The 14,915-nt window shown below is 68.8% G+C and carries 15 protein-coding genes; 9 read left to right on the forward strand and 6 right to left on the reverse strand.

Annotation, left to right across the window (positions count from 1 at the left end):
- Positions 1-3 precede the first annotated feature (3 nt).
- Together M9917_RS13985 and M9917_RS13990 are read right to left on the reverse strand one after the other, a co-directional pair.
- The gene (locus tag M9917_RS13985; protein WP_297254480.1) at positions 4-1,065 is read right to left on the reverse strand and encodes an NAD(P)/FAD-dependent oxidoreductase; all 1,062 of its coding nucleotides are present in this window, start codon (positions 1,063-1,065) and stop codon (positions 4-6) included.
- A gap of 102 nt (positions 1,066-1,167) precedes the next feature.
- Positions 1,168-1,596, reverse strand: a complete 429-nt coding sequence (locus M9917_RS13990; protein WP_297254481.1) for a GlcG/HbpS family heme-binding protein — start codon at positions 1,594-1,596, stop codon at positions 1,168-1,170.
- 146 nt (positions 1,597-1,742) lie between these two features.
- Between M9917_RS13990 and lysM the strand changes: the two genes are divergently transcribed.
- The 6 genes from lysM (at position 1,743) to M9917_RS14020 (ending at position 7,783) form a co-directional block, all read left to right on the forward strand.
- Positions 1,743-2,183, forward strand: a complete 441-nt coding sequence (gene lysM / locus M9917_RS13995) for a peptidoglycan-binding protein LysM (protein WP_297254482.1) — start codon at positions 1,743-1,745, stop codon at positions 2,181-2,183.
- An 87-nt stretch (positions 2,184-2,270) separates the two neighbouring features.
- A complete protein-coding gene (locus M9917_RS14000) occupies positions 2,271-2,588 on the forward strand; it encodes a rhodanese-like domain-containing protein (RefSeq protein WP_297254483.1) in 318 nt (105 codons plus the stop codon).
- A 41-nt stretch (positions 2,589-2,629) separates the two neighbouring features.
- Positions 2,630-3,589 carry a YiiG family protein gene (locus M9917_RS14005; RefSeq protein WP_297254484.1) on the forward strand — a complete coding sequence of 320 codons (960 nt, stop codon included), beginning with the start codon at positions 2,630-2,632 and terminating at the stop codon, positions 3,587-3,589.
- A 126-nt stretch (positions 3,590-3,715) separates the two neighbouring features.
- Entirely contained in the window at positions 3,716-6,025 is a 2,310-nt protein-coding gene (locus M9917_RS14010) for a xanthine dehydrogenase family protein molybdopterin-binding subunit (protein WP_297254485.1), read from the forward strand.
- Positions 6,026-6,157: 132 nt separating this feature from the next.
- On the forward strand, positions 6,158-6,589 hold the full coding sequence (locus tag M9917_RS14015) for a c-type cytochrome (protein ID WP_297254486.1): 432 nt from the start codon (positions 6,158-6,160) through the stop codon (positions 6,587-6,589).
- A gap of 252 nt (positions 6,590-6,841) precedes the next feature.
- A complete protein-coding gene (locus M9917_RS14020) occupies positions 6,842-7,783 on the forward strand; it encodes a c-type cytochrome (RefSeq protein ID WP_297254487.1) in 942 nt (313 codons plus the stop codon).
- 15 nt (positions 7,784-7,798) lie between these two features.
- Here M9917_RS14020 and M9917_RS14025 read toward each other — a convergent pair whose 3' ends face one another.
- From M9917_RS14025 to M9917_RS14040, 4 genes are all read right to left on the reverse strand, one after another.
- Entirely contained in the window at positions 7,799-8,203 is a 405-nt protein-coding gene (locus tag M9917_RS14025) for a (R)-mandelonitrile lyase (protein ID WP_297254488.1), read from the reverse strand.
- 2 nt (positions 8,204-8,205) lie between these two features.
- Entirely contained in the window at positions 8,206-8,826 is a 621-nt protein-coding gene (locus tag M9917_RS14030) for a helix-turn-helix domain-containing protein (RefSeq protein WP_297254489.1), read from the reverse strand.
- A gap of 77 nt (positions 8,827-8,903) precedes the next feature.
- Positions 8,904-9,824 (reverse strand): DMT family transporter, encoded by a 921-nt coding sequence (locus M9917_RS14035; protein ID WP_297254490.1) that lies wholly within the window; start codon positions 9,822-9,824, stop codon positions 8,904-8,906.
- Positions 9,825-9,970: 146 nt separating this feature from the next.
- On the reverse strand, positions 9,971-11,764 hold the full coding sequence (locus M9917_RS14040) for a cation:proton antiporter domain-containing protein (RefSeq protein ID WP_297254491.1): 1,794 nt from the start codon (positions 11,762-11,764) through the stop codon (positions 9,971-9,973).
- A gap of 214 nt (positions 11,765-11,978) precedes the next feature.
- On the opposite strand from M9917_RS14040, the gene M9917_RS14045 reads away from it, so the two are divergent.
- From M9917_RS14045 to M9917_RS14055, 3 genes are all read left to right on the forward strand, one after another.
- On the forward strand, positions 11,979-12,824 hold the full coding sequence (locus M9917_RS14045) for an AAA family ATPase (protein WP_297254492.1): 846 nt from the start codon (positions 11,979-11,981) through the stop codon (positions 12,822-12,824).
- 94 nt (positions 12,825-12,918) lie between these two features.
- Entirely contained in the window at positions 12,919-13,446 is a 528-nt protein-coding gene (locus M9917_RS14050) for a SixA phosphatase family protein (protein WP_297254493.1), read from the forward strand.
- Between the two features lie 10 nt (positions 13,447-13,456).
- On the forward strand, positions 13,457-14,905 hold the full coding sequence (locus M9917_RS14055) for a YcjX family GTP-binding protein (protein WP_297254874.1): 1,449 nt from the start codon (positions 13,457-13,459) through the stop codon (positions 14,903-14,905).
- Positions 14,906-14,915 lie beyond the last annotated feature (10 nt).

Genomic DNA, 14,915 nt, shown 5'->3' on the forward strand with positions numbered 1-14,915 from the left:
CGCTCAGGCGACGCCGAGCTTCTTCTGCAGGCTGGTCGAGGAGGTCGTGTACTGGAAGGTCAGCCGCTTGTCCGGATAGACGTAGCGGTGGACCTTCTGGGCGCAGAGCGCCGCCTCGTGGAAGCCCGAGAGGATGAGCTTGAGCTTGCCCGGATAGGTGTTGATGTCGCCGATGGCGAAGATGCCGGGCACGCTGGTCTCGAATTTCTCGGTGTCCACGGGTATGAGGTTCTCGTCGAGGTTCAGGCCCCAGTCGGCGATCGGGCCGAGCTTCATGGTCAGTCCGAAGAAGGGCAGCAGCGTGTCGCAGGCGATCTCGAAGGTCGCATTGTCGGTGCCGCGGCAGACGGCCGCCTCGAGCTTGCCGTTCTCGCCCCTCAAGCCCATGACCTGGCCGAGCTTCATATCCATCGCGCCCGCGGCGACGAGGGCGCGCATCTGCTCGACCGAATGCGGCGCGGCGCGGAAATCGTCGCGCCGGTGCATCAGCGTGACGCGGCTCGCGACGGGCTGGAGGTTCAGCGTCCAGTCGAGGGCGGAATCGCCGCCGCCGACGATCAGGATGTTGCGGCCGCGGAACGCCTCGATCTTGCGCACGGCATAGAAGACGGAGCCGTTCTCATAGGCCTCGATGCCGGGGATCGGCGGCTTCTTGGGCTGGAAGGAGCCGCCGCCGGCGGCGATGATCACGATCTTGGTGTCGAAGACGGTGCCGGCGTCGGTGGTGACGCGGAAGCGCGGCGCCTCGGCCGTGCCGGTCGGCTCGACCGCCTCGATCATCTGATTGAGATGGAAGGTCGGCCCGAAGGGCTTGATCTGCTCGATCAGGTTGTCGACCAGCGCCTGGCCGGTCACCACCGGGAAGCCGGGGATGTCGTAGATCGGCTTCTCCGGATAGAGCTCCGCGCACTGCCCGCCGACCTTGGGCAGGATGTCGACGAGATGCGCGCGGATGTCGAGCAGGCCGAGCTCGAAGACGGCGAAGAGCCCGCAGGGGCCGGCGCCGACGATGACGACGTCGGTGGTGATGACTTCGTTTTCGTTGGCGGTGCCCGCGTCGCTCATGATCCTACCCTGGAGCCGGCCCAGACCGTCCGGTTCAGCGAACGCCGGCGCGGGGTGGAGATGAAGCTTCGAAGCCCGGTTGGCAAGTGCAAAAACGCCGGATCAGGCCCCCGTCTCGGCGGTGAGGCCGGCTGCTGCGATGCCGGCGCAGGCGGCGGCCTCGTCATTGTCGGAGCTGTCGCCGGAGATGCCGATCGCGCCAAGCAGCGCGCCCGCGGTCGAGCGGATCAGGACGCCGCCGGGGACAGGCACCAGCGAGCCGCCGACGGCATGGGTCGCCGCCTCGATGAAATAGGGCCGGTCCAGCGCCATCTTGTGCAGCGTGCGCGTGCCCACCCCCAGCGCGACCGCGCCGTAAGCCTTGCCGAGCGCGATCTCGCCGCGCTTCAGGCTGGCGCCATCCTGCGCGGCGAAGGTCTTCTGCGCGCCGCGCGCGTCCAGAACGGCGATGGCGAGGGGCTGGAAGCGGTTGGATTCGGCATGGGCGAGCGCGGCCTGGAGGATGGTCTGGGCCTGGGCGAGGGTCAGCATGGGAAACTCCGGTTTCGACGGGCTCCTTCTTGCCAGCCGCGGGGCGCGCGCGAAAGGCCGTTCGCGCACAACAGCTTTTCCGCGGCGACTTGCATAGGACCGCGCGACAGGTCTTGATAGCGCTGCGACACGAGGAGATTTGATTCATGGGTCTGTTCAGTTTCATCAAGGATGCCGGCGCCAAGATCTTCGGCGGCTCGGCCAAGGCTGCGACCGCCGAGGATCTGCAGAAGGAGCTCGCCGGGCACGGCCTGCCTTCGGACATCAACATCCAGATCGACGGCGACAAGGTGAAGGTTTCCGGCAAGGCCGTCTCGACGGAAGAGGCCGAGAAGATCATCCTGGCGCTCGGCAACACGACCGGCGTGGCGCAGGTCGAATCGGAGCTGGCGGTGAACAAGGAGGCTCCGGCCGCCGTGTTCTACACCGTGCAGAAGGGCGACACGCTCTGGAAGATCGCCGAGGCGCATTACGGCAAGGGCCAGGGCGCGAAATACACCGAGATCGTCAAGGCCAACACGCCGCCGGTCAAGAATCCCGACCTGATCATGCCGGGCTGGGTCCTGCGCATTCCGCCGCTGGGCTGACGCGCTATCCCGACACCGTAGCCGCGGGCCGGTCGCCCGCGGCTGCTTTTTCATGTCCGCCGCGCGAGCGGACCGGAGCAGCCGTCCATGATCGTGAACGATCTCGATATCGACGACGTCAGGGCCGGGCTGGAGGACGGCTCCATCCTGCTCGTCGACGTGCGCGAGCCGCATGAGTTTGCCGCCGGGCATATTCCGGGGGCGGTCTCGCGGCCCCTGTCGCGGTTCGATCCGGCCGACCTGCCGAACGAGCCGGGCAAGCGCATCGTCCTGTCCTGCGCGGCCGGGGTGCGCTCGCGGCGGGCGCTGGCCTTCGCGCAGTCGGCCGGGCTCGACATCGACAGCCATTACGCCGGCGGCTTCAGGGACTGGCTGATGCGAGGCGGGCCGGTCACGCGGGGTTGAGCATCCGCGTCGCCCCACCGCCCCCGATCGAGGGAGAGACCATGTCGATCCGAGCCTTCTGCCATGGCGCGCTCTGCGCCGCCGCGATCGTCCTGGCCGCGCCGGGAGCCGGCTGGGCGCAGGGCACCGCGACGATGCCCGCCGGCAGCGCGGACAAGGCCGCCGCCGCCGACCTCCAGGCCGCGATCGTCAAGTCCAATGCCTATACCGGGCTGATGAACCGGACGCTGCGCGCCATCCAGTCCTGGGAGCGCTACGGCAGCTGGGTCGACATGAAGAAAGGCCCGACCGGCAAGGAGCGCTACATCACCTACGGGCTCTACAGCCTCTACGACGTGGCCGGCGAGATCAGGAAGGCGGAGGAGGCGATGGCGCGCGAGCCCAGCCTGCCGGCGATCGACGAGACGGTCGGCCGCTACGTCAAGGCCTATCAGGAGCTGGCGCCGCTGATCACCAGGGCCGAGCGCTATTACGACCGCAAGGATTATCGCGACGACAATCTGGCCGAGGGCCAGAGGCTGCACGCGCTGATGGTGCCGGCCGCCAGGACGTTCCTCGACGAGCGGGCCAAGCTCGATGCGCTGATGCGCGTCTACAAGAGGGGACTCGACCAGCGCGAGCTCGCCGCGATCGAGCAGCGCGAGGGCCGCTCGGCCCGCTGGCAGGTGCGCAACATCATGATCAATGCCCGCGCGGTGATGGATCTGATGCCGAGCAACGAGCGCCCGATCGTCGACCTCAAGGCGTTCAACGCCGCCGTTGCCGATTACGCCGGCGCGATCCGGGAGATGGATGCGTTCAAGGACAAGGAGCCCAAGGGCGTGCCCTTCATCGAGAGCCAGGCGAGCTCCTGGCTCGGCAAGCTGCGCGATTTCAGCGACAAGCTCGCCAGGAGCAAGGGCGACGTCCGGCGCGGGGCGGCCAACGACGCCAACTGGATCGTCAACAACTACAATACCATGGTCTCGCTGTCGGAGACGGCGGCGCGCATGTCGCGCTGAGACGCGGGTGGGGCTGACGCGGCGCGATTTATGCCTCAGTCTTCGGTCAGAAGAGGTCTCGACCGGCTGGGGCCGTGGTCGGACCGCAGCGGAAAACACATTGAGACCAAACCGAGGATATGCCTCATGCGTCCCATGAAATTCGGCTTCGGCCAGCCGGTGCGGCGGGTCGAGGATCAGCGCCTGACCACCGGCACCGGCCGCTATACCGACGACATCGCCGTCGCGGGCGCCCTGCATGCCTTCGTGCTGCGCTCGCCTTACGCCCATGCCCGCTTCGTCATCACCGATGCCGGGACGGCGCGGGAGATGAAGGGCGTGAAGCTCGTCCTGACCGGCGCGGACGTCGCCCATTACGGCGACCTGCCGTGCAAGGGGCACATCAAGACGACCTCCGGCGCGATGTCGCAATCGCTTCCGGTCCCGGTGCTTCCGGCCGATACGGTGCGCCATGTCGGCGAGGCCGTCGCCTTCGTCGTCGCCGAGACGCTGGCGCAGGCGCGCGACGCGGCCGAGGCCATCGCGATCGACTGGGAGCCGCTGCCGGCCGTGTCCGGCATCACTGAGGCGCTGGCGGATGGCGCGCCGCGGCTCTGGCCCGACCGGCCGGGCAACATCGCCTTCGAGGGCGAGCAGGGCGACCGCGCCCGGACCGAGAAAGCCTTCGGCCGGGCGGCGCGCACCGTCTCGCTCACCGTCGTCAACAACCGGCTCGCCTCCAACTACATGGAGACGCGCGCCTGCATCGCCGAATACGACAGGGCCGGGAAGCGCTGGACCCTGACGCTCGGCAGCCAGGGCAGCCACGGCATGCGCGACCTGCTCGCGAACTACGTGCTCAAGGTCGATCCCAGGCGCATCCGCGTGGTGACGCCGGATGTCGGCGGCGGCTTCGGCACGAAGATCTTCCTCTACCGCGAATATCCGCTGGCGATGATCGCGGCGGAAAAGCTGAAGCGCCCGGTGCGCTGGGTCGCCGACCGCAACGAGCATTTCCTCGCCGACACCCATGGCCGCGCCAATCTCGCGACGGCGACGATGGCGCTCGACGCGAAGGGCAGGTTCATCGGCCTCAAGGTCGATCTCTCAGCCGAGATGGGCGCCTGGCTCTCGCAATACGGGCCCTTCATTCCCTGGGTCGGCACGACGATGACGCCGGGCTGCTACGACATCCCGGCGGTGCACGTCGTCTTCCGCGGCGTGCTCACCAACACCACCCCGGTCGATGCCTATCGCGGTGCCGGCCGGCCGGAAGCCGCCTATCTGATCGAGCGGCTGGTCGATGCGATCGCGCGCGAGACCGGAAAGACGCCAGACAAGGTCAGGGCACGGAACTTCGTCAGGCCCTCGCAGATGCCGTACCGGACGCAGACCGGCCCGGTCTATGATTCGGGCGAGTTCGAGGGCCATATGCGCCGCGCCATGGCGGTGGCGGACTGGAAGGGCTTCAAGGCCCGCGCCGCCGCCTCGAGAAAGGCCGGCAGGATCCGCGGCATCGGCATGGCCTCATATATCGAGGCTTGCGGCGGCGGCGGGCCGGAAAGCTCGACCGTGATCCTGGAAAAGGACGGCACGGTCACGGTGCTGATCGGCACCCAGTCGAACGGGCAGGGGCACGAGACCGCCTATTCGCAGCTCGTCTCGCAGCATCTCGATATTCCGATGGAGCGTATCCGCGTCGTGCAGGGCGATACCGACCGGGTCGAGACCGGCTCCGGCACCGGCGGCTCGCGCTCGATCCCCGTGGGTGGGGCCGCGCTCGACAAGGCGACGGGAATCCTGACCGACAACCTCAAGCAGCTCGCCTCCGAGACGCTCGAGGCGGCGGTGGGCGATCTCGAGATCGTCGACGGGGCGGTGGGGATCGTCGGCACCGACAAGAGGCTCGATCTTGCCGCGATCGCGGCGCTGCCGGGCGCGACGCCGGCCATGCTCAAGGTGCACCAGAGCTGGCAGCCGCCCGAGGCGACCTATCCGAACGGAACCCATGTCTGCGAGCTGGAGATCGACCCCGCCACCGGCGGCACGGAAATCCGCAACTATGTCGTGGTCGACGATTTCGGCGTGACGTTGAACCCGCTGATGCTGCAAGGCCAGGTGCAGGGCGGCTCGGCCCAGGGCATCGGCCAGGCGCTGATGGAGGAGATCCGCTTCGATCCCGACGGGCAGATGCTGACCGCCACCTTCATGGACTACGCCCTGCCGCGCGCGATCGACGTGCCCAACTTCCATTTCGAGACGCGCAACGTCCGCTGCCTGACCAATGCGATCGGCGTCAAGGGCGCGGGCGAGGCCGGCGCCATCGGCGCCTGCCCGGCGGTGATGAACGCGATGATCGACGCGCTCGACCGGGCCGCCGGCATCAAGGCGATCGACATGCCGGCGACGCCGCTCAAGGTCTTCACGGCGCTGAAGGAGGCCGGATATCGGCTTTGATGCAAGGACGGGTTTGCGATGCCGCAACCCTCATCACGCAAAAGCGATTTGGCTTCAGTTGCGATCGTCGCTTGTTCTGGACAAGTTCGAAACTGCGCCGTTCGGCGCCGACCTGTTCAGAAGGGGAATTGAATGATCCGTGCCGCTTTCGTCCTTGCCGGCCTCGGGCTCGGCCTTACCGCCGTGACGGCGCAATCAAATCCGATCGCGGAGCGCCAGCAGACGATGAAGGGCGTGGGAGCGGCGACGCGCGAGGGTGCGGCGATGGCCAAGGGCGACGCCGCCTTCGACGCCGCCAAGGCGCAGGCGATCTTCAAGACCTATGCCGATGCGGCCAGGAAGATGCCCGGCCTGTTCCCGGATTCGTCGAAGACCGGCGGCGAGACCACCGCTGCCGCGAAGATCTGGGAGGACCAGGCCGGGTTCAAGGCGGCCTTCGCCAAGTTCGAGAGCGATGCCGCCGCCGGCGCGAGCGTCGCCAATCTCGACGGCTTCCGCGGCGCCTTCGGCGCGGCGACGAAGAATTGCGGCGCCTGCCACGAGGTCTACCGCATCAAGAAGTGAGGGGTCCGGCAGATCCGGGCCGCCCGAAATCGGGGCGCGGGAACCCTCTCCCATAGGGAGAGGGCAGGGGTAGGCTGCCAACCGTGTTTGCCGTGAGGCAGGCGCCTCACTGGTCCAATGGCCTTCACCTCGCCCCTGCCCTTCTCCGTACAGGAGAGGGGCCCGCGTCTTTTCTGGAGCTGTTCCGGTTTCAGGGTTGCCGAACAACTCCCATCCCGTCCAATCTCGGGGCCGTTGCTGGTGGAGATATCGATGCTGGTGCTGCGCCGCCTTTTCGTGACCCTCGTCCTCCTGGCGGCCGTGGCGCTTGCGGGCTTCTATTTCCTCACCGATCCGCGCGTGGTGTCGCCCTCGCCCGAGGTGGGAGCGCTGCCGGCGGCGGACATCGAGAACGGCAAGGTGCTGTTTGCGGCCGGCGGCTGCTCCTCCTGCCATGCCACGCCCGGCCAGGACGACAGGCTCAGACTCGGCGGCGGGCTTGCGCTCGCCTCGCCCTTCGGCACCTTCCACGTGCCGAACATCTCGCCGCATACGCGCGACGGCATCGGCAATTGGGGTGTGCAGGATTTCGTCGATGCGATGGCGGCGGGCGTCTCGCCGGCGGGGCAGCATCTCTACCCGTCCTTCCCCTATACCTCCTACCGGCTGATGCCGCCGAAGGCGCTGGCCGATCTCTTCGCCTATATCCGCACGCTGCCGCCGGTCGAGGGCCGGGCCGCCCCGCATGATCTCAGCTTCCCCTTCAACATCCGCCGGATCGTCGGCGGCTGGAAGCTCCTGTTCTTCGAGGGCGCGCCCTTCCGGCCCGATCCGAGCCGCAGCGAGGCCTGGAACCGCGGCGCCTATCTTGTCAACGGTCCGGGCCATTGCGCCGAGTGCCATTCCGCCCGCAACGCCTTCGGCGCCATCGTCGCGGCGACCCGCTTTGCCGGCGGGCCGGATCCGGAGGGCAAGGGCTGGGTGCCGAACATCACCCAGTCCGAGAAGGGGCTGGCGACATGGTCGGCCGACGAGATCGCGGAACTGCTGAAGAGCGGCTTCACGCCGAGCTTCGACAGCGTCGGCGGCTCGATGGCGGCGGTGGTGCGCAATATCGCGCAGCTCTCCGACGCCGACCGGGCCGCGATGGCGGAATATCTGAAATCGCTGCCGGCGGTCGAGGGGCCGCAACGGCCGCAGGCCAAGGCGCCCTGAGCGGGCTTGCCTCGCTTACGCGGCCGGGCCGGCGTATTGCGCGTCGGTGACGTGCTCGAGCCAGTCGACGGCCGAGCCGTTCAGCTTCTCCTGAAGGGCGATGTGGCTCATCGCCGTCGTCGCGGTCGCGCCGTGCCAATGCTTCTCGCCGGGCGGAAACCAGACGATATCGCCCGGCCGCACTGTCTCGACCGGCCCGCCCTCGCGCTGGACCCAGCCGCAGCCGGCCGTGACGATCAGCGTCTGGCCGAGCGGGTGGGTGTGCCAGGCGGTGCGGGCGCCGGGCTCGAAGGTGACGAGCGCGGTCGCGATCCGCGCCGGCTCGGGCGGGTTGAACAGCGGGTCGATGCGGACCGTGCCGCTGAAATATTCGGCAGGTCCCTTGCCCGAGGGCTGCGAGCCGATGCGCTTGATGTCCATCGCTACTCCATCACCGCCGCCTTGAGGATGCAGACCATCAGGGCGTGGCCCGGCTCGGCTCCGACGCAGCGCACGACATGGCGGCGGTCGCAGCGATAGCGCAGCGTCTCGCCGGCCCGGGCGCGCTGGACGATGTCGCCGACCTCGACCTCGAACTCGCCGGCCGTCACCGAGAGCGATTCGATCGAGCCGCGCTGATGGCCCTCGGAATCGAGCTCGCCGCCGGGCTCGGAGGAGACCTCGTACCATTGCAGCCATTCGACCGTCTTGATCCAGCCGACGATGGCGAGGCGCAGCTTGCCGTCCTCCGAGACCAGGATCGGGGTGTCGGCGCGGGTCGTCTTCTCGATGAAGGGCTCCTCCTCGCCGCTGGAGAGGACGCGCTCGATCGAGATGTCGAGCGCCTGCGACAGCCGCCAGATCGTCGCCAGCGTCGGGTTGGTCTCGTTGCGCTCGATCTGGCTGATGATCGACTTGGCGACGCCGGACTGCTCGGCGAGGTCGGACAGCGAGAAATTATAGGCCTTGCGCAGGCGCTGGATCGTCTTGCCGAGCTGGCCCGAGATCACCTGAGCCCCGGATTCAAGCTCCCGCCCGCCGCGCTCTTTCGTCTCGATGCCCATCCGTCCGTTCCCGTTTCGACCGTGGAACGGTTGTAACGGCGGACGCTTCGCTGAACAAGCGAGCCATGCCGGGCCCGTCAGCTCATGCGGCTGGAGTCGACCTCGCGCTGCGCGCGGCGGGCGAGGCCGAGCTGGTGCTCGCGCAGGATCACGTAGATGCCGGAGGCCATGACGATCGCCGCGCCGATCAGGATCGCCGATGCCGGCCACTCGCCGAACCAGAACCAGCCGATGGCGATGGCCCACAGCATGGACGAATAGTCGAAGGGCGCGATCAGCGAGGCGTCGCCATAGCGGTAGGCCTGGACGATCAGGATCTGGCCGAGGCCGCCGAGGATGCCGATGACGAACAGCAGCAGCGCGTCCTGCGGGGTGGGAATGGTCCAGCCGAGCGCGATGGTCGACAGGCCGAGCAGGCTCGTCAGCAGCATGAAGTAGAAGACGATGGCGCCGGTCTGCTCGGTCTGGGTCAGAAGCCGCACCTCGACCGCGGCGAAGGCGGAGAAGAAGGCACCGGCGAGCGCGAGCGCGGCTCCGATCGCGGCATTGCCGCCGATCGGACCGCCCACGCCCAGATGCGGCGAGAGCATGATGAGCACGCCGGCGAAGCCGATCGTCACCGCGCTCCAGCGATAGATCCGCACCCGCTCCTTGAGCACCAGCGCGGCGAGGACGACCACCACCAGCGGTGCGGTGTAGCCGATCGCGACGGCTTCCGAGAGCGGCAGGAACTGCAGGGCTGTGAAGCCGGCGAACATGCTCGACGCGCCCGTGATGCCGCGCTTGAGATGACTGCGCAGGTTCCTGGTCTTCAGCGCCGCGGGCAATTCGGCGCGCCAGGCGAGCCAGATCAGCAGGGGGATCAGCGCGAAAAAGGAGCGGGCGAAGACGATCTCACCGATCGGGTAGCGTGTCGAGACCGACTTGATGGCCGCCGCCATCACCGTGAGGAAAAGTGCTGAAAGCAGCTTGAGGAAGACGCCGAGGAGAGGAGACAACGGAGCGCGCGGCCGGAGGGCTGGAGTGGCTTCGGGTGAAACCGTTTCCTCCTTAGATCACGGCTGAGCGGGGATGCGAAGCGTGAACGCCGCAACCCGGCTAGGCGATGGGCGGGAGGCGCGGAGGCTTGCCGCGGCGGCGGGCGTCACAGCCGGCGCGAGCGGGCGTGGCGCGGAAGCGTGCGGGCGGTGGCGGCGCCCGCCGGCTTGAGCTCGGCGCGGAAGCCGTCGCGCCGTTCATGGACCGAGGCGATGACGAGGCCCATCGGCACGCCGAGCCCGACCAGCGCCGCTTCCGAGAGTTGCAGGCTCGCCTCGATCGTCTCCGGCACCGCGTCGTTCACCCCGATCTCGTAGAGGTGGCGGGCATGGGCGGCGTCGCGGGCGCGGGCGACGATGACGAGGTCGGGGCGCAGCGAGCGGGCGGCCAGCACGGTCGCGTCGACGGCGCGCGGATTATCGAGCGTCACGATCAGCGCGGTCGCGTCCTCCAGGCCGCACAGGCGCAGGAATTCCGGCCGCGTCGCATCGCCGTAATAGGCTGGGCGCCCGGCCCGGCGCTGTTCCATGATCAGCGTGGCGTCGGAATCGATGACGATGTGGGGCTTGCCGTGCTCGTCCAGCATCGAGCCGACGAGGCGCCCGACGCGGCCCCCGCCGACCACGATGGCGCGCGGCACCTGCGCGTCGGGCGGCAGGACCTTGGCCTCGTCGGGCAAGGTGACGGGTGTGGCGACCCTCTGGCCGAGATTGCGCGCGATCCGGGCGAGCAAGGGCAGCGCGACCATGGTCAGCGAGACGGCGGCGAGCACGATGCTGGTGGCGTGGGGATCGATCAGCTTGGCCCCGGTCGCGGCATTGAGCAGCACGAAGGCGAACTCGCCGCCCGGCGCGACCATGATCGCGGTTTCCAGCGCCGTCGCGGCGCTCAGCCTGAAGCCGCGGGCAAGCCCGTAGATGATCGCCGTCTTGACCAGGACGAGGCCCGCCGCGCCGCCCAGGATCGCGAAGGGATGGGCCGCGATGTCGACCGGGTTCACGCCCATGCCGACCGTGAGGAAGAAAACGCCGATCAGCAGCGACTTGAACGGGTCGATCGTGACCTCGATCGCCCGGCGGAACTCGGTCTCGGCGAGCAGTAGCCCGGCGATGAAGGCGCCTAAGCCCATGGACAGCCCGGCCGCGGCGGCGATGAGGCCGGTGCCGAGCGCGGTGAGCAGCGTCGCCGCCATGAAGCTCTCGGTCGAATTGGTCACGGCGACCAGCCGAAACAGCGGGCGCAGCGCCAGCCGGCCGATGACGACGATGGTCGCGATCGCCGCGAAAGCCTGGATGAAGGCCTGCGCCAGCCCGGCGATGAGCGAGCCCGAGCCGTTCTGGGCGTCGAGCACGGTGATCAGGAACAGGAGCGGGATGACGGCGAGGTCCTGGCAGAGCAGGATCGAGAACGAGGCGCGGCCGGCCGAGGTCATCATCCGCTTCTTCGCCGCCAGCAGCTCGACGACCATGGCGGTCGAGGACAGCGCCAGGCCGAAGCCGATGATCAGCGCCGCCGCCGCCGGCTGGCCGAGCGCATAGGCGGCAAGCCCGATCACGGCGGCGCAGAGGCCGACCTGGCTCAGGCCCAGCCCGAAGACGAGGCGCTTCATCGTCATCAGGCGCTCGAAGGACAGTTCCAGCCCGATGACGAAGAGCAGGAAGGCGACGCCGAGCTCGGCGGGCCCGGCGAGCGCTTCCGCATGCGAGACGGTGACCGTGTCCAGCAGCGGAAACCGGGTGGCCAGCGCGCCGAGGCCGAACGGGCCGAGCAGGACGCCGCAGGCGACGAAGGCGATGATCGAATTGACCTTGAGGCTCTTCGCCAGCGGCACGACCACGCCGGCGGTGGCGAGCACGACGACGGCGTCCTTGTAGACGGAAGGATCGACTGTTCCGGCCAAGGGGAGGGCCTTGCGATTCGCGATGGAGGATGTGCCGTCAATTCTTGCGGCTCGCGGCGGCGCCGCACAACTGCGGAATCGCCGTGGCGGGCAGAAATTCGTCTTGCGGCACGAGCCTTTAGGGACGGGTGCTCAGACATGGCCGGCAAAAAAGCGGTTTCCGCGCCGGGCAGCGATGGGCTAGCCTTGGCCGATGCGTTCAGAAGGATCGTCCATGCGTTTCGCCGGCACCGAAAACTACGTCGCGACCGAAGACCTCACCGTCGCCGTCAATGCCGCGATCCGGCTGGAGCGTCCGCTCCTGGTCAAGGGCGAGCCCGGCACCGGCAAGACCGTGCTGGCCGAGGAGATCGCGGCGGCGCTTGGCGCTCCGCTGATCACCTGGCACGTCAAGTCGACGACCAAGGCGCAGCAGGGCCTCTATGAATACGATGCGGTGAGCCGCCTGCGCGACAGCCAGCTCGGCGACAGCAGGGTTTCCGACATCGCCAACTACATCCGGCGCGGCAAGCTCTGGGAGGCGTTCGTCTCGGAGCAGAGGCCGGTGCTGCTGATCGACGAGATCGACAAGGCCGATATCGAGTTCCCCAACGACCTCCTGCTCGAGCTCGACCGCATGGAATTCCATGTCTACGAGACGGGCGAGACGATCAGGGCCGTGCGGCGGCCGGTGATGATCGTCACCTCCAACAACGAGAAGGACCTGCCGGACGCCTTCCTGCGCCGCTGCTTCTTCCATTACATCCGCTTTCCCGACGCCGAGACGATGCAGCGGATCGTCGAGGTGCATTTCCCCGGCATCAAGAAGCGGCTGATGGAGGAGGCGCTGCGGCTGTTCTTCGAGGTGCGCGAGGTGCCGGGCCTGAAGAAGAAACCCTCGACCTCCGAATTGCTCGACTGGCTGAAGCTGCTCGTCGCCGAGGACATCGGCCCCGAGGTGCTGCGCGAGCGCGACCCGCGCAAGCTGATCCCGCCGCTGCACGGGGCGCTCATCAAGAACGAGCAGGACGTCTCGCTGTTCGAGAAGCTCGCCTTCATGGCGCGGCGCGAGGGGCGGTGAGGGCAGACTCGATCCGTGAAGCTCGTTCAGCGCGGCGAACGCGCGCCTAACAGCCCCACTCGCAAATTCGCCGGGCTGTGGTTAGATCAGTCCCATGCGACGCCTCATGCTCCTGCGCCATGCCAAGTCCAACTGGCCGACCGGTGTCGCCGACCGCGACCGGCCGCTCGCGGCGCGCGGGCGCGAGGCCGCCCCCGTGATGGGGGGCTATCTCGCCGAGGAACTCTTGCTGCCCGACCTCGTTCTGGTCTCGCCGGCGCGCCGGACGCTCGAGACCTGGGAGCTCGTCGCGCCGATGCTGCCGGACCGGCCGGCGCTGCGTTTCGAGCCGCGGATCTACGAGGCGAAGACCGAAAGGCTCCTCAACGTCGTGCAGGAGGTGGAGGACGAGGTGCGAACCCTGCTGATGATCGGCCACAACCCCGGCTTCGAGGAGCTGGCGCACCTCCTCACCGGCCATGGCGACCGCTATGCGGCGGCGCGGATGAGCCGGAAATACCCGACCTGCGGGCTCGCCGTGGTCGATTTCGCCACCGAGCACTGGTACGCGGTCGCGGAGCGGGAGGGCCGGCTCGATCGCTTCGTCACGCCGGCTTCGCTCGGCGAGGGGCCGGACGAATGATCGCCGCGGCATCGTGAGCGACACCTCCTATCTCGACAGCGCCCGCAACGCGGCGCTCGCCTTCGGCGACAGCCTGCTCGGGCTCGCGCGCCCGCGGCTGCGGATCGGCGTCACCGGCCTGTCGCGCTCGGGCAAGACCGTGTTCACCACCGCCCTGATCCAGAACCTGATCGAGGGGGCGAAGCTGCCGGTGCTGAAGGCGGCCTCCGAAGGGCGGATCGCCCGCGTCAGGCTGGTGCCGCAGCCCGACCCCGACGTGCCGCGCTTTCCCTACGAGGCGCATCGCGCCGCCATGAAGGGCGAGGGGCGGCACTGGCCGGAATCGACACGGCGGATCTCGGAGCTGCGCGTCGAGATCGACTACGAGCGCGCGGCCGGCTGGTTCAAGGGGCCGGCGACGCTGACGCTCGACATCGTCGACTATCCCGGCGAATGGCTGCTCGATCTCGCGCTGATCGGGCAGGACTACAGGAGCTGGTCGGCGCAGGCGGTCGCGGATGCGCGTAAAGCGCATCGGCGCGAGGCGGCGGCGGCGTGGCTGGCCGACTTGCCGGGACGGGATCCGGACGGTGCGCCGGACGAGCTCGCGGCGGAAGCGGCGAGCGATCTGTTCAAGGGCTATCTCGCCCGCTTGCGCGCCGATCCGGAGGCGGTGGCGGTGACGCCGCCGGGACGTTTCCTGATGCCGGGCGATCTCGAAGGCTCGCCGGCGCTCACCTTCGCGCCGCTCGATCTCGGCCATGATGGGCAGGTGCGGCCCGGCACGCTCGCGGCGCTGATGGCGGAGCGTTTCGAAGCCTATAAGCGCGTCGTGGTGGCGCCGTTCTTCCGCGACCATTTCGCGAGGCTCGACCGGCAGATCGTGCTGGTCGACGTGCTCGCCGCGCTCGATGCCGGGGCGCCGGCGCTGGCCGATCTCGAAACCGCGCTCGGGCAGGCGCTCGCCGCCTTCGCGGTCGGGCGCAATTCCTGGCTGTCGAGCCTGTTTTCGCCGCGCATCGAGCGCGTGCTCTTCGCCGCGACCAAGGCCGATCACATCCACCACGCGAGCCATGACCGGCTGGCGGCGGTGATGGCGCATCTGGTCGGCCGGGCGCTGTCGCGGGCGCAAGGCGCCGGCGCGCGCGTCGAGGCGATGGCGCTGGCGGCGGTCCGGGCGACGCACGAGGTCAGGATCAGGCAAGGGCGCGAGGAACTGCCGGCCATCGCCGGCGTGCCCGAGGCCGGCGAGGCGATCGACGGGCAGGTGTTCGACGGCATCGCGGAAGCCGCGATCTTTCCCGGCGAGCTGCCGGAGCGGCCCGAGGCGATCTTCGATCCCAAGGCGCATTGGCAGGTGAGGGCGCCGCGCTTCCGGCCGCCGCTGGTTGAGCCCGATGCCGGCGGGCGCCTCAAGCCGCCGCCGCAGATCCGCCTCGACCGTGCGCTCGACTTCCTGATCGGCGACCGGCTGGCATGAGGAGGATGCG

Origin of the sequence: Bosea sp. (in: a-proteobacteria), from assembly GCF_023953965.1 — a bacterium.
GTDB lineage: Bacteria > Pseudomonadota > Alphaproteobacteria > Rhizobiales > Beijerinckiaceae > Allobosea.

Bases quoted from the DNA above. Each gene is read 5' to 3' on its own strand.
- M9917_RS13985 (WP_297254480.1), bottom strand. From the start codon at position 1,065: ATGAGCGACGCGGGCACCGCCAACGAAAACGAAGTCATCACCACCGAC.
- M9917_RS13990 (WP_297254481.1), bottom strand. From the start codon at position 1,596: ATGCTGACCCTCGCCCAGGCCCAGACCATCCTCCAGGCCGCGCTCGCC.
- lysM (WP_297254482.1), top strand. From the start codon at position 1,743: ATGGGTCTGTTCAGTTTCATCAAGGATGCCGGCGCCAAGATCTTCGGC.
- M9917_RS14000 (WP_297254483.1), top strand. From the start codon at position 2,271: ATGATCGTGAACGATCTCGATATCGACGACGTCAGGGCCGGGCTGGAG.
- M9917_RS14005 (WP_297254484.1), top strand. From the start codon at position 2,630: ATGTCGATCCGAGCCTTCTGCCATGGCGCGCTCTGCGCCGCCGCGATC.
- M9917_RS14010 (WP_297254485.1), top strand. From the start codon at position 3,716: ATGCGTCCCATGAAATTCGGCTTCGGCCAGCCGGTGCGGCGGGTCGAG.
- M9917_RS14015 (WP_297254486.1), top strand. From the start codon at position 6,158: ATGATCCGTGCCGCTTTCGTCCTTGCCGGCCTCGGGCTCGGCCTTACC.
- M9917_RS14020 (WP_297254487.1), top strand. From the start codon at position 6,842: ATGCTGGTGCTGCGCCGCCTTTTCGTGACCCTCGTCCTCCTGGCGGCC.
- M9917_RS14025 (WP_297254488.1), bottom strand. From the start codon at position 8,203: ATGGACATCAAGCGCATCGGCTCGCAGCCCTCGGGCAAGGGACCTGCC.
- M9917_RS14030 (WP_297254489.1), bottom strand. From the start codon at position 8,826: ATGGGCATCGAGACGAAAGAGCGCGGCGGGCGGGAGCTTGAATCCGGG.
- M9917_RS14045 (WP_297254492.1), top strand. From the start codon at position 11,979: ATGCGTTTCGCCGGCACCGAAAACTACGTCGCGACCGAAGACCTCACC.
- M9917_RS14050 (WP_297254493.1), top strand. From the start codon at position 12,919: ATGCGACGCCTCATGCTCCTGCGCCATGCCAAGTCCAACTGGCCGACC.